The 13,421-nt window shown below is 60.7% G+C and carries 17 protein-coding genes and 2 tRNA genes; 11 read left to right on the forward strand and 8 right to left on the reverse strand.

Annotated elements, in window-relative coordinates; all coding sequences use genetic code 11:
• Nucleotides 1-638 precede the first annotated feature (638 nt).
• A complete protein-coding gene (locus D8676_RS27130) occupies nt 639-851 on the forward strand; it encodes a hypothetical protein (protein ID WP_147448277.1) in 213 nt (70 codons plus the stop codon).
• A 21-nt stretch (nt 852-872) separates the two neighbouring features.
• On the opposite strand, the gene D8676_RS26375 is transcribed toward D8676_RS27130, so the two are convergent.
• The 4 genes from D8676_RS26375 to D8676_RS26390 form a co-directional block, all read right to left on the reverse strand.
• Nucleotides 873-1,064 (reverse strand): hypothetical protein, encoded by a 192-nt coding sequence (locus tag D8676_RS26375; RefSeq protein ID WP_121584078.1) that lies wholly within the window; start codon nt 1,062-1,064, stop codon nt 873-875.
• A 216-nt stretch (nt 1,065-1,280) separates the two neighbouring features.
• Nucleotides 1,281-1,778 (reverse strand): hypothetical protein, encoded by a 498-nt coding sequence (locus tag D8676_RS26380; protein ID WP_121584079.1) that lies wholly within the window; start codon nt 1,776-1,778, stop codon nt 1,281-1,283.
• A gap of 7 nt (nt 1,779-1,785) precedes the next feature.
• On the reverse strand, nt 1,786-2,409 hold the full coding sequence (locus tag D8676_RS26385) for a type VI secretion system-associated protein TagO (protein WP_121584080.1): 624 nt from the start codon (nt 2,407-2,409) through the stop codon (nt 1,786-1,788).
• A 192-nt stretch (nt 2,410-2,601) separates the two neighbouring features.
• Nucleotides 2,602-2,823 (reverse strand): helix-turn-helix transcriptional regulator, encoded by a 222-nt coding sequence (locus tag D8676_RS26390; RefSeq protein WP_245427196.1) that lies wholly within the window; start codon nt 2,821-2,823, stop codon nt 2,602-2,604.
• Between the two features lie 128 nt (nt 2,824-2,951).
• Here D8676_RS26390 and D8676_RS26395 point away from each other — a divergent pair, with 128 nt between their 5' ends.
• Together D8676_RS26395 and D8676_RS27135 are read left to right on the forward strand one after the other, a co-directional pair.
• Nucleotides 2,952-3,254, forward strand: coding sequence for a hypothetical protein (locus tag D8676_RS26395; protein ID WP_121584082.1), 303 nt, complete (start codon nt 2,952-2,954; stop codon nt 3,252-3,254).
• A 97-nt stretch (nt 3,255-3,351) separates the two neighbouring features.
• Entirely contained in the window at nt 3,352-3,603 is a 252-nt protein-coding gene (locus D8676_RS27135) for a hypothetical protein (protein WP_147448278.1), read from the forward strand.
• 664 nt (nt 3,604-4,267) lie between these two features.
• Here D8676_RS27135 and D8676_RS27800 read toward each other — a convergent pair.
• From D8676_RS27800 to D8676_RS26415, 4 genes are all read right to left on the reverse strand, one after another.
• Nucleotides 4,268-4,495: a hypothetical protein gene (locus D8676_RS27800; protein ID WP_245427198.1), complete on the reverse strand. Its 228-nt coding sequence runs from the start codon at nt 4,493-4,495 to the stop codon at nt 4,268-4,270.
• A 178-nt stretch (nt 4,496-4,673) separates the two neighbouring features.
• Nucleotides 4,674-4,750: transfer RNA gene (locus D8676_RS26405), tRNA-Arg, on the reverse strand.
• A gap of 48 nt (nt 4,751-4,798) precedes the next feature.
• Nucleotides 4,799-5,104, reverse strand: a complete 306-nt coding sequence (locus D8676_RS26410) for an ETC complex I subunit (protein WP_121584083.1) — start codon at nt 5,102-5,104, stop codon at nt 4,799-4,801.
• 85 nt (nt 5,105-5,189) lie between these two features.
• Nucleotides 5,190-5,266, reverse strand: a tRNA-Pro gene (locus D8676_RS26415).
• A 599-nt stretch (nt 5,267-5,865) separates the two neighbouring features.
• Between D8676_RS26415 and D8676_RS26420 the strand changes: the two genes are divergently transcribed.
• The 8 genes from D8676_RS26420 (at nt 5,866) to gabT (ending at nt 13,319) form a co-directional block, all read left to right on the forward strand.
• The gene (locus D8676_RS26420) at nt 5,866-6,903 is read left to right on the forward strand and encodes an ABC transporter substrate-binding protein (RefSeq protein ID WP_183097264.1); all 1,038 of its coding nucleotides are present in this window, start codon (nt 5,866-5,868) and stop codon (nt 6,901-6,903) included.
• A 5-nt stretch (nt 6,904-6,908) separates the two neighbouring features.
• Complete coding sequence (locus tag D8676_RS26425; protein WP_183097265.1) at nt 6,909-8,555, forward strand: amidohydrolase; 1,647 nt, start codon at nt 6,909-6,911, stop codon at nt 8,553-8,555.
• Between the two features lie 7 nt (nt 8,556-8,562).
• Nucleotides 8,563-9,084, forward strand: a complete 522-nt coding sequence (locus D8676_RS26430) for a hypothetical protein (protein ID WP_121584086.1) — start codon at nt 8,563-8,565, stop codon at nt 9,082-9,084.
• Between the two features lie 9 nt (nt 9,085-9,093).
• The gene (locus tag D8676_RS26435) at nt 9,094-9,378 is read left to right on the forward strand and encodes an ABC transporter permease subunit (RefSeq protein WP_121584087.1); all 285 of its coding nucleotides are present in this window, start codon (nt 9,094-9,096) and stop codon (nt 9,376-9,378) included.
• The gene (locus tag D8676_RS26440; RefSeq protein WP_121584088.1) at nt 9,375-10,166 is read left to right on the forward strand and encodes an ABC transporter permease; all 792 of its coding nucleotides are present in this window, start codon (nt 9,375-9,377) and stop codon (nt 10,164-10,166) included. The genes D8676_RS26435 and D8676_RS26440 overlap by 4 nt, the downstream gene beginning before the upstream one ends.
• Before the next feature lie 8 nt (nt 10,167-10,174).
• Nucleotides 10,175-11,227, forward strand: coding sequence for an ABC transporter ATP-binding protein (locus D8676_RS26445; RefSeq protein WP_121584089.1), 1,053 nt, complete (start codon nt 10,175-10,177; stop codon nt 11,225-11,227).
• 108 nt (nt 11,228-11,335) lie between these two features.
• The gene (locus tag D8676_RS26450) at nt 11,336-11,920 is read left to right on the forward strand and encodes a cupin domain-containing protein (protein ID WP_121584090.1); all 585 of its coding nucleotides are present in this window, start codon (nt 11,336-11,338) and stop codon (nt 11,918-11,920) included.
• A 103-nt stretch (nt 11,921-12,023) separates the two neighbouring features.
• On the forward strand, nt 12,024-13,319 hold the full coding sequence (gabT, locus tag D8676_RS26455; protein WP_121584091.1) for a 4-aminobutyrate--2-oxoglutarate transaminase: 1,296 nt from the start codon (nt 12,024-12,026) through the stop codon (nt 13,317-13,319).
• The last annotated feature ends 102 nt before the right edge of the window (nt 13,320-13,421 follow it).

Below are 13,421 nucleotides of genomic sequence, written 5' to 3' on the forward strand. Positions count from 1 at the left end.
CGGCGGGCGGCCGATTGTCGTTCACCGCGTTAGTGCGCTCGTCGAATTGATCCCGCGCCGGCAAACGCGGCATTAGATGGCTCCTCATTTCACCAACGCAAATACGAGCGCGCGCGGGAGGGGATGTCAACGGCTGATGGAATCCGGCCCTGACCGGCGAGCCGGCGCGAGCGGGACAGATTGGGGCTCTGCAGCCGCGCCGGCTCTGGCGGCCCAGCGGGCCACCGCGCAAAATGGTAATTTCGGCAAAAGCGGTTGGCAATTGGGCGCAATCCTCGATGGCGCTCCTACTGTAAGTTACCTTCCAAGCCCGCGGACCGGCCGGCATGATTGAGTATGCGTCTAGACTGGCTTCAATGGATAGGTGTCGTAGGCGTCGCCCTTGGCATCGCCATGGCAGGCTGGCTGATTGTGGGGTTCTTTTTGCCATGATTGCGTGGCGCTTGGCACAGATCGCATAGCGGCGTCTTCTCCGGCACCTTATCATTGCGCCCCAGAGCAGCTGGAGTGGGTGTGCGTGCCGGAAAGCAGACTTTGGCTGTGGGTGGGCGTTGCGTGCGCCGTTGGTGCGGTGCTGGCGGTAGCAGTGCTTGCCCTGCGGTTAGCCGCATAGCCTACGTCGCACCGCCTTCGAGTGAATGAACATGCGGCGGCGCGGCGTAGCAAACAGAGAGCAATTGGCGATGATGGCTCGGGTGATGGCGGCATATTGCGGGCATTTCTCGATCCCAGATGACACGACGGAACGCGACCGCCTTGCGTTCGAAATTATCGTGCTGTTCGACAACGGCATTCGCGATGAAGAAGCGTTGCTAGCCGAGATGATCCGGCTGAGGTCGATGCGCCATTAGCCGATCGGCGCAGCGAGGCAATCACACAGACATCATTACGAGTACCGCGCCTACCGCGGCGAGAAGCAGCACCGCCAGCAGCAGCCGGACAAGCCTGCTGCCGCGGGTGCCCCTTCTATCCACGCCGTTGTTGTCGACGACAAGCGGCGGCCGATTGTCGTTCACCGCGTTAGTTCGCTCGTCGAAATGATCCCGCGCCGGTAAACGCGCCATTAGATGGCTCCAGCAAATTTGAAGGGGACGCCTGCTCCCTTCTACCCCAGCAAACGTCCCCACACGCTAGCCCCAAGCCCCCGCCCGTGCCAACGCATTACAAGGTGCCCCGCCACTTCCCCGCAAGGGGCTTCCCTGCAAACTGGATGCCAAAAGTTTTGTGTCGAAATGGCACGGCTGGTGGAGGCCTCGCCCGGAATCGAACGAGGATATCTTTCAACCAATAGGTTCGGACACCTTCAACGCCAAATCTGTCATGGCTCGCCCCCACCGGATCGCGTTTTTCATTTCCTCAATGGAGGTGGCTTCAATAGCCAGTCCTTCACCCTCACGTTGATAAAGCTGAAAAACGATCCAGTCGGGTCGACCTCTCAAATGTCCAACACAATTCGAGTGTGCTATTCGGTTTCTGACCTTTGACCATAGCTCGTATTTTTTCTTGTGCTTCTTCATTGTCCGGGCTGCAGCTTGCCCACCAGGATGGTCTTTCAACTGCTTGTATATCTCTAGGAAACGTGAACTGGTCGACATATCTTTTACGAAGTCGGCGCCCTCGACTGGATGTTTCCCTAAAGCCTTAGCGACCATCATACCCATGGCCCCATCCAGTTTGCCCCAAACTAGAATCACGTCGAGCATCACGTCTCTTTGGGCGTCCGTCAGCCGGCTGAGGACTATATCGTCAATACCGATCGATACTGGCGTGTCAGCCATTAAGCGCCTACCAGCCGCATGCCTCTCGCAAGGCCTTTGACGCTTCTTCAGTTCCCTTGATGTCAAAGGTCGCCGTGAACGGGCTCTCCGAATACGGGGTCATTCGGACGATCATCTTGTCTCGGCTAAACATCTGCTTGATCACAGGGATAGACTTGCCGCCAGCCCACAATCCGATCGCTCTGTTGTCGGTTGATACGTCACCCTTGACGGTGCGCGCTTTCTGATCGTCTAGACGATAGGTGATGTCGCCATAGTCGTCGTAGTCGTTGGAAACCATGTGACAGCCGGTGGCAAAATAGAGGACCGTCTTGTTTTCGTGGCAGCGTAGAACGAGGCCTATTTTCTCGCCCTTGTTCCACCCGCAATCGACAGACTCCACGGAACTGAGAGACATGACGACTGTTGGCTGATCTGTCAGTTTGGACGTTTCCCTGGTGATGACCCACTTGCCCGCTGCCTCGGCGAATGTTGAAGCCGAAGGGGTCCGACCGGTTTCCTTGCCGTAGCAGGCAAGACGGTCGAGGTCGTTTGTGATCTTTATGCAGTCTATTGGTGCGGCAGACGCAGTGCCTGCTGCTACGCCAACGATGGCTGCCGCCAGTAAGGCGGCAAGCGTCGTTCTTTTCATTGTAATCCCCCCCTATCCCAACGCTAGGTTGCGCTTGGGAAGGGCGGGGAGTCAACTACTGCAGGAGGTTGACGGCACCTTGTAAAGCTCTAGCTTGGATGGCGACGCAGCCGATCTGCTGCGCGGTTCGGAAGCCGACTGCGAGGCGTCGTAGTCGAAGCGCGCCCTGAATTTGATCACAGGGGCGCGCTTTTATTTTGAGTCCTTGGGCACGAACGAAACGCCATCGCCTACCGCGGCCTGGCCGTCATCGAGGAAGGTGACGCCGGCCGTGGTGAGCGCGGCCTTGAGCTTTTGTGCCGTTACGGCGTTGAGTCCGCCGCGCTCATTCTCGAACCTTGTGATTGTGGCGGTTGTTACGCCTGCCATTTCGGCAAGCTCGCGCACGCCGACCTTGAGGGCCGATCTAGCCATTCGAAGCTGCGCAGGAGTCATACTTATTACCCTGTGGAAAAAACTTGTTACGTGGTGTTGACAAAGCTTACCGTGTGATAGAAATCTATTACACAGTAACAACACAATCGCAACAAGGAGCGCCCGACATGCTTAACACCCTCTCCACCCCTAGCCTGCACGACAAGTTCCTAGCCGCCTGGTCCCTGCCAAATCCTGCCCGCTTTGAGGTTGGCGACGAGATCGAATTCGAAAAGTCGGACGGCTGGCGATGGATCATCACCATCCTCGGCCGTGCCGAAGACGGCGAGTTCGAATGTATGTCGTACGATGGCCAGCCGCACTTCCTGACCACGGACGAGGAAACGCTAGCCGCGCTCCGCATTACTCAGCGCGGGAGGATGGATGAAGAGACGATCGCTATGTATCGCGACCTGCTTGGGCTGGACTAAGCGCCATCGCCCGACCCACCAGAGAAGCCCGCTTCGGCGGGCTCCTTCAATTAGGCGGGCCTTTTGCCTAATTACCCGCGTCGACGGAGGAGGGAAGATGCAAACAGTTCAACCACGCGGCCTGCGCCGAACGGCTGCTGCTGCATATCTCGGCATCAGTCCGAGTCATTTCGACAAGGAACGTGCGTCAGGCATTATCCCGGCTCCAAAAACATTGTTCGGAGTCACCTTGTGGGACCGCCAGGATCTTGACGCGCTATTCGACGGCAAGCCTGCCGCGGCGGCGGCGAATGACAATGCCTCTGACTATTGGGATCGCCAATGCGGCATCGGAAGCCACGCTAGGTAAACGAGTACATCGATCGGCACCGAAGGCCGCGGGTGTATCTGCGTCGGCCTGGCAAGCCGCAGATCGCGCTTCCCGTGCCGCTGTACTCGCAGGAATTCTGGACGGCTTACCATGCTGCGATGGAGGGTGCTGCCAGCGACAGTTCGCGGCTTAAGCCCGGATCGGTCGAGGCGGCTGTGCACGGCTACTATGGCTCGCTAGAGTTCAAGAACCTGGCCGACTCTACGCAAGCAGTTTACCGCGGCATTCTTGATCGGTTCGTCGAGAAGCACGGTAAGGGACCGATCGCCGGCCTGCAGGCGAAACACGTCAATACGATCATCGACGACATGGCCTCCACGCCGGCCGCGGCCAGCAACTTCCGTAAGCGTTTATCGGCGGTCATGGACTACGCGGTCAGCGTTGGCATGCGCACCGACAATCCGGTCGTTGCGGCCAAGCGCGTCAAATACAAGTCGACGGGACATAGGACGTGGAGCGAGGAAGACATTGCGGCGTTTCGCAAGCGCTGGGGCGCCGCCGAACCGCAACGGCTTGCTATGGAGGTACTTCTACACACAGGGCTTCGTCGATCGGACGCGGTGCGCCTTGGCTGGCACCACGCCTCCAACGGGGCGTTCTACATCACGGCCAAAAAGACGGGCGCCGAGTTGCATATTCCGATTCATGCGGAGCTAGCACGCTTCCTGAAATCGTGCCCCAGCGAGGGCGGCACATTCATCGCCAAGAGCAACGCGGCAGCCAGGTCGGAGAAGGCGTTCTCGGCGTACATTTCGGACGCCGCAGCGAAGGCTGGCCTGCCGCCGAAGTCATCGCCGCACGGGCTGCGGAAGGCTGCATGCCGCCGGCTGGCTGAAGCGGGATGTTCGGCATTGGAGATCATGTCGATCACCGGCCACACCGACATTCGCGAGATCGAACGCTATTGCCGCGAGGCTGCACGCAAGCAGCTTTCGGCCGCTGCGATGGAAAAACTGGAGCGTGGATTCGATGTGGAATTGCCTAACCCAAGTGAGGAGTTAGGCAAAAACGACGATAACGCATTGATTTCATTGGCCCACTTGGGCGATTGGCGATCCCGGCAGGATTCGAACCTGCGACCATCGGCTTAGAAGGCCGGTGCTCTATCCGGCTGAGCTACGGGACCGTAGAGCCGGGCGAACCGGCAACCTGCCTGGATGCGCTTGGCGTCCGCTCAGTGCGTCCAGGGAATTTTGCGGTCATAGCGGAAATTTTCCGCATATGAAATCTGCCGGCGCTTCGTCTCTTTCGGCTCCTGCACCCGGAAGCTCAGCCCATTCTTCTCGGCATAAGCGATCGCTTCTTCCTTCGTCTCGAAGGTCAGCCTGATCTGGCTCTTCATGTCGCCGGAGGTTGTGTAACCCATAAGGGGGTCGATCTTGCGCGGCATCTCCGGCTCGAATTCCAGGATCCAGTAGCCTGTCTTGGCCTTTCCCGACTGCATAGCGGTCTTGGCCGGGCTGAATATGCGTGCTGACATGTCTGGCTGTTTTCCTGACTCGAACTTCAACGGCTTCTAGCAGATGAACGCCCGCTGCTTCAACGGAACCTTCCGGTGGGCAAGTTGGTCGGAGTGATAGGATTCGAACCTACGACCCCCTGATCCCAAATCAGGTGCGCTACCAGGCTGCGCTACACTCCGACGTGCGGGAAGCCCTACATAGTCAACTCTTTCGGCGCAAGTCGAGTAAACGGACATTTTCGGCGCTCGCCGGCTTCTGGCGACCAAAAGTCACACTGAAACAAGCGCCGACGTGGTGCACCCGAGCCGATGGCGTCTTGAATTGCAGGAAAACCCTCGACGCTGGCTCGGTGTCTTGCAGAAGGGCTGATGCTCGTCCGCTGATGCCTCCCGAATTTTCTACGCATGGGAGACGGCTTCAAATCCTTCCGGTAGCAGAACAGCCGTCCAAAAGGGGTGTCCTCAACGTCATTTTTCGCTCAAAAAGTGAACCATATCTTGGGTGGGCAATGGATCTATGGCGTTGCAAGGTGCTGATATATAAAGATTTTGCAGGATTTTGGTAGCGGCATGCTTTCCGGCAAGGCGTATGCCGCTCAAAATTTAGACCATATCGTTGCGCTTGGAAACCGCACATGCTATCCGCATTCCGCTGCGGCTGGGTGCAGTCGCGCCACAGTGCGCCAATTTGGGATCATCAAGAAGGGGGAATTATCTTGAGCAGGAATTTTTTGGCGGATGCCTTTGAAATTGCGTGCCACCGCATGGCGGCGGGCACCTTGCCGAGACGCGATTTCCTGAAGGTCGCATCGCTGGCCGCCGCGGCCGGTCTGGTCGGCACCCGCGCCGCGCAGGCGCAGGCAAAAGAAGTCGTTTTCGCCAATTGGGGCGGCGATTCCGAAGTGATCTATGGCGAAGCCTGGGGCGTTCCCTTCGAGGAGGCGACCGGCATTCCCGTGGTGTTCGACGGTGAGGGCCCGACCGCCGGCCGGATTCGCTCGATGGTGACGAACAACAGCGTGACGTGGGATCTCTGCGACGGCGGCGTCGATGCCGGCAACCTGGCAGCCCACGGCTTCCTCGAGCCTGTCGACTACACGATCGTCGACAAGAACAAGGTCCTTGAAGGTTTCCGGTACGACTGGGGCCTGACCGGCTACATGTTCAGCTCGGTGATCGCCTACAACAAGGCGAAGTTCGGCGACGCGCCGCCGCAGACCTGGGCGGATTTCTGGGACGTGGAAAAATTCCCCGGCAAGCGCACCATGTACAAGTATATGGACGGCACGCTGGAATCGATGCTGTTGGCCGACGGCGTGAAGCCGGAAGATGTCTACCCGATCGATCTCGAGCGCGCGCTGGCCAAGCTGGCCGAATTGCGCGAGCACATCATCTTCTGGGATACCGGCTCGAGCAGCCAGCAGCTGCTGCGTGACGAGGAAGTCGTCATGGGCCAGATCTGGAACACCAGGGCGCACCTCGTGCGCGACGAGACCGGCGGCGCTATCGACTATCACTGGAACAACGCCATTCTCCAGCCGGGCGTCTGGTCGGTGCCGAAGGGCAACCCCGCCGGCAAGGATGTGTGGCGCTTCCTCGCCTTCATGCAGGACCCCGAGAGCCAGATCGAGGTGCTGAAGGGCCTGGGCAACGCGCCTGCCAACCCCGAGGCGGCGAAGTTCTACACCCCTGAACTCGAGGCGCGCAGCGCCACCGCGCCAGCGAACCTCGCCACGCAGTTCGTCGTGAAACCGGACTGGTACATCGACAACCACGCCGAGGCTGCCAAGCGCTATCTGGAAGTGATTTCGGGATGAATGCCGTGACGCAAGTGAATTTCGAGCCGGTCATCTACGTCGATGGCCGCGTGTTGACGATGGCGCCGTCCGGCATGGCGGCGGATGCCTTCGTCGTTATCGGCGACAGGTTCGCCTTCGTCGGCGAGGCGACCGAAGCGCGCAAGCGCTTCCCGCTCGCACGGGAAGTGTCGCTGCAGGGCAGGGACGTCATTCCGGGACTGATCGAGTCGCATTCGCATCCGGATCTCGAAGCGAATTTCGTGACCGAATGGGCGTGCTTCTCCTATCCGAAGTATCGCTCGAAGGACGAGGTCCTGGCCTATATCGCGGCCAATGCGGACAAGCCGACTGCCGACGGTTTCGTCAAGGGCTACGGCTATGACGACGTCAAGCTCGGGGGCTATCCGTCCCTTGACGAGCTCGATGCGGCAGCGCCCAAGACCCCGGTGTTCATCATGCGGACCGACGGGCATGTCGGTATCGCGAACAGCGTGGCTTTGAAGCAGTGCGGTCTCTACGCGCCGGGCAGCGATGACGGGATGAAGTTCGGTTCTGTCGATCGCGACGCAAACGGCCGTCCGACCGGACTGCTGCGCGAGGCCGCGGCCGAGGTGCTGGCGGCTCCGCTTCAGGACGCGGTCACCTACGAGAACATGAAGCGCGGCCTGAAGATCGTGTTCGAGGAATATGCGAGACGAGGCGTCACCTCGGTTCACAACTCCCTCACGACCGAAATCGCCTACCAAGCCTATCAGGAGCTGCACCGCAACGGCGAGTTGAACATCCGCGTCGGCGCGATCCTCAGCGGGCGCGACGGCGACTTCATCGACCGTGTCATCGCGTCGGGCACCAAGAACTACTTCGGCAACGACTTCGTGCGTATCATCGGCGTCGAGTGGTGCCCGGACTGCAGCACCAGTGGCCGCACCGCCGCTTACCATGAGCCCTATGTCGGCAAGCCGATCGACGGCGAACCGGTGCCGAACTACGGCATACTTCTCCACGACGTCGACGAATTCGCCGACTATGTGATGCGGGCGCACAAGGCCGGCTTCGTGGTCTGCGCCGACGGCGTCGGCGACCGCGGCATCGACTTCGTGCTCGACGGCTACGAGAAGGCGCTGACGGCGCTGCCCAAGGAAGACCACCGCTTCCGCGTCGAGCATTGCTGCTATGTGACGCCGAAGATCCTCGAGCGTCTGAAGCAGCTCAAGGTGATCGCGTCTTCTGCCACCGGCTTCGCCTACGACCTCGGCGACGCCTATGTCCGCAACCGCGGCGCGGACGCCATGAAGTACATGTGGCCGCATCGCACGCTCAACGACAGTGGCATCGTGGCGCCCGGGCATTCCGATGCTCCGATCTGCGAGGTCAATCCGTTCCGCGGCATGTACTCGATGGTCGCCCGCAAGACTGATACCGGCACCTCGCTCTATGAAGGGGAGGCGATCTCCAACATCGAGGCGCTGAACTGCTACACCTACCTGGCGGCATATTCCGGCCGCGAGGAGAATGCCAAGGGCACCATCGAGGCAGGAAAGCTGGCCGACTTCGCCATCGTGGACCGGGATCTCTCGTCGGCGACGGCGGAAGAGCTTCGCAACACGAAGGTGCTGGCGACCTACCTCGGCGGCAGGAAGATATACGAGGCCGACGACAAGGGCCGATGAATCGCCCATGACCGATACGTCCCGGCTGCTCTATATTTTCCCGGCGCTGCTTATCATCGTCGCGGTCTATCTCGTTCCTATCCTTCTGCAGATAGGAACGAGTATCGACCCGGCGATGGTCACGACAAGCGAAGGTCTCGACGGGCTGTTTTCCAACAGCGTCGTCGGGATATTCGCGACGACATTCCGGCTGTCGATCATCGTGACGGCGATCTCCTGCGCCCTCTCTTTCGTCGTCGCCTATTTCATCGTCTTCTGGGCCGGCCGGTACGAACTGCCGCTTCTCATTCTGGTCCTGATTTCGCTCTGGCTGTCGGTGCTGGTTCGCGCGTTCGGCCTGATCGCGCTCTTCCAGTCCACCGGCCTCGTCAACACCTTCCTCATCCAGGCAGGCCTCATCTCGAGCCCGATCGCCTTCATCCGCAACGACCTCGGCGTCGTGATCGGCATGGTGCACTACATGCTGCCGATCACCGTCCTACCGATCTATGCGACGATGTCGGCGCTGGACAAGAATCTGATCCGCTAGGCGCACAGCATCGGGGCTACCGACGGCCAGATCTTCTGGAAGATCATCGTTCCCTTGACGAAGGGCAGCGTGCTCTCGTCCGCGGTGCTGAGCTTCGTGCTGTGTCTCGGCTTCTACGTGACGCCGACCATCCTGGGAGGCGGGCGCACCGTGATGATCGCCGAATACATCACCGTGCTCATCCAGCAGTCTCTGGACTGGTCCTCCGCCAGCATCTACTCCATTCTTCTCGTCGCTACGCTGCTCTGCTGCGCGGCCCTGCTGAAGCTTCTTGGCAAGGTGGCGGCGCGATGATCGCAAAGAGCCGCTTCAACACCGCCCGTTCGCTTTCTTTCGTCGTCACGATGGCCGTGGTGGTGTTTCTCGTCGTGCCGATCCTCGTGATCTTCCCGCTGTCGCTGACGGACCAGCGGTTCCTTTCCTTCCCCAGGGAGGCGATCAGCTTCCAGCATTATTCCAAGCTGCTCTCCGACCCGCGCTGGCTGCGTTCGATCTCGAGCAGCCTGATAATCTCGACGTGCAGCGCGGCGGCGGCGACATTGCTCGGCGCGTTTTCGGCGGTCGCGCTCTGGTCGAACACGTCGCGCTGGATTCTGCGTCTCGCGGTCGTCCTGTTCCTTCCGCTGTTCGTGCCAGGCGTATTGCACGCACTGTCGCTCTACTGGCTGTGGGTCCAGTTCGGCTTGCTGGACACGTTCCCCGCACTGGTGATCTCGCACACGGTGCTCACTCTGCCGCTGGCCATTATCACCGTATCGGCGTCGCTGTCGCAGATCGATTATTCGCTCTACCGTTCGGCGATCTCTCTGGGCGCCAGCGACTGGACGGCGACGACACGCATCATTCTCCCGAACGCGAAGCTCGGGATATTTGCAGGCTTCGTCCTCTGCTTCATCACGTCGTGGGACGAGGTGGTGGCCACCAACTTCATCGCCGGCAGGACTTGGCGGACCGTGCCGCTCCAGCTTTGGAGCGGCCTGCGCGAGCGGGTCGACCCTTCCGTGGCGGCGCTGTCGGTGATGCTGATCCTGGCCACGGTGCTTCTGGTTCTCCTCGTCCGCCCGTGGCGGCGCATTTCCTGAGCGTGTCCATGGCGTATCTGAAGATCGAGAAATTGTGTTTCACGGCCGGCAGCAAGCAGATATTGCGCGATGTCGACCTCGAGGTCAGGCAGGGCGAGTTCATCACCATATTGGGGCCGTCGGGGTCGGGAAAAACCTCGCTGCTCATGGCGATTGCCGGCTTCAACAGGATCACGTCCGGAAGCATCCTCCTGCATGGCAAGGACATCACCGCCGCGCACCCGCGCGAAAGGAATTTCGGCGTCGTTTTCCAGAACTATGCGCTGTTTCCCCACTACAGCGTCGCCGAGAACCTGTCCTTTCCCTTGCGCATCCGCGGCAAGAGCGGCGACGAGATAAGGCAGGCGGTCGAGCGGGTCGCGGCGCTGGTCGATCTCGGCGATCATCTCGAAAAGCGGCCGTCTCAACTTTCGGGCGGCCAGCAGCAGCGCGTCGCGCTTGCCAGAGCGCTTGTCTATCAGCCGGATATCATCCTGCTGGACGAACCTCTGAGCGCGCTCGACGTGCAGTTGCGCAGCCGCATGCAGAGCGAACTCGTGCGCATCCACCGCGAGACCGGGGCCACCATCATCAACATCACCCATGACCAGCAGGAGGCGTTGAGCGTGTCCAGCCGCGTGGTGGTCATGAACGAGGGCGTGGTGGTGGAGGATGCGAACCCGGTCAACATCTACTACAGGCCGCAGACTGCTTTCTCCGCCGCCTTCATTGGCGACAGCAACGTGATTCCGGTCGAAAGACTGCGGCAGGTCGCGGCTGGTGAAGCCGGCAAGGCGTTCGCGGACGACGTGCTGGCCAAGCTCTCGCCGACGGCGGCCAGCATCGTCATCAAGCCGGAGCACCTCTCGCTCGAAAGGCAGCCGGAGGGCGCCTTGCTCGCAACCGGCAGAATTGTGGACCTGCGATTCGCCGGCGAAACCACCCATTATGTGATCGATACCTCCGTCGGAGCACTGCGACTCAAGATGGCTCAGGCACATCGCGATGATTTGGAGAGGCGCTCCGAAGAAATGCCGGTTTACGTGCAGGCTTCAGCGATACATGAACTGCACCAAAACTGATGGAACGGCGCGATAGCCGCGTTGACATCTTCCGTTCGAATTGCATTAACCGATTAGAGGGGCCGGCGGCGCTGGTGTAAGGTCAGTGAACACGCGGGGATTGTCAGCATGGAATCGGCGTTCGACATCGGAGCCCGCCTGAAGGCGATGCGGACGGCCGCTCAGCTGTCACAACGCGACCTTGCCGAACGCGGCGGTGTCCCTCACGCCCAGATCTCCAATATCGAGCGGAACAAGATCAGCCCATCGATTTCGACTCTGCGCAAGATTTTGAGCGGTTTGGGCATAAGCATGGCCGACTTCTTCGAAAGCGAGCGCACCTTGCCGCAAGGCCCGTTCTTCGGGGCCGACGAGTTGCTCGACCTGACCTCCAAGGTCGCTGCCAATGCGATCGGCACCAGCGACGGCCGCATGTTCTTCCGGCAGATCGGCGATGCGCGCGTCCACAATCTGCAAATCCTGCATGAGGTATACGAGCCCAATGCGGATACCGGAGAAACCCTGCTCCAGCACGCCTCCAGCGAGGGAGGCGTGATCATCGAGGGGGAGCTTGAAGTGACGGTCGGAGGCGAAGTCAGGATTTTGAAGGCTGGCGAGGCCTATCTGTTCGACAGCCGCATCCCGCATCGCTTCCGCAATGTTTCGGCGAACCGGACGATCGCCATTTCCGCCTGCTCGCCTCCGTATCTCTGAGCCTGATCCACAGGCCTGTCTCACGGCTATTTTGTCATGGGCTATTGCTCAATATTATGAGCAATGCTAGTCGCGCTACCGAACCAATTGAAGGGAAGAGCGCATGACGACGACGGCCGAACTACGGGCACGGCAGGCAGCGGCGGTGGTTGATGGCGTCGCCACGCGCGGAATTTTTGCCGATCGGGCCGAGAACTCGGAAATCTGGGATGTCGAAGGACGGCGCTTCATCGACTTCGCGGCAGGCATCGCGGTGGTCAATACAGGGCACCGGCATCCCAAGGTCATGCAGGCCGTCGCAGCCCAGGCCGAGCGCTTCACCCACACCTGCTTCCACGTCGCGCCGTACGAAAGCTACGTCGCCTTGGCGGAGCGCCTGAACCGGATGGCGCCGACGGGCGGGGAAAACCGCACCATGCTCGTCACCACCGGCGCCGAAGCAGTCGAAAACGCCATCAAGATCGCAAGGGCTCATACTGGCCGGAGCGGCGTCATCGCCTTCAGCGGCGCTTTCCATGGACGCACGCTGATGGGAATGGCCCTGACCGGAAAGGTGGCGCCCTACAAGAAGGGCTTCGGCCCATTCCCCGCCGAGGTATTCCACGCCCGTTTCCCGAACGCCTATCTCGGCATTTCGACCGACGATGCGATCGCTGACCTGGAGGATCTGTTCGCGAGTGATGTCGACCCGTCGCGCATCGCGGCCATGATCATTGAGCCCGTGCAAGGCGAGGGCGGTTTCAACATCGCGCCGCCGGAATTCCTGGCGCGGCTGAAGGCCATCGCCGAAGCGCACGGCATCCTGCTTATCGCCGACGAGGTTCAGGCGGGCATGGGGCGGACGGGCAAGATGTTCGCCTTCGAACATTCGGGGGTCCAGCCGGACCTGGTCACCCTGGCGAAGGGCCTCGCAGGCGGCTTCCCGCTCGCCGCGGTCGTCGGGCGTGCCGAAATCATGAACGCAGCTCCTCGCGGCGGGCTCGGCGGAACCTATGCGGGCAATCCTCTGGCGGTCGCTGCGGCAAACGCGGTGCTCGACGTGATCGAAGACGAGGGGCTCTGCGAGCGGTCGACGGTGATCGGGCAGCGGATCATGGAGCGCCTCACCGATATCGCGTCGCGTCAGGGCATGGAGCGTATCGGCGACGTCCGCGGTGTCGGCGCGATGGTCGCCATGGAACTGGTCGAGGACCGCACATCCAAGAAGGCTGCCCCTGCTTTGACCAACGCCATCGTGGCCGCGGCGGAGGAGCGCGGGCTCATCCTCCTGTCGTGCGGCGTGCGGGCCAATGTCATCCGGATACTGGTGCCTCTCACCATCGGCGACGATACGCTGGAGGAGGGCCTGCGCGTTCTGGAGGCCAGCATCGAGTCGGTGTTCTCGTCCACAAGCGTCTAGGAGGACGTCCAAGTGTCAATCGTCGCGAATTTCGTCTGGGACGATCCTTTCCTTCTTGAGGATCAGTTGTCGGAGGATGAGCGGATGATCCGCGATGCGGCG

This window comes from Mesorhizobium sp. YM1C-6-2, assembly GCF_003666685.1.
Taxonomy (GTDB): domain Bacteria; phylum Pseudomonadota; class Alphaproteobacteria; order Rhizobiales; family Rhizobiaceae; genus Mesorhizobium_K.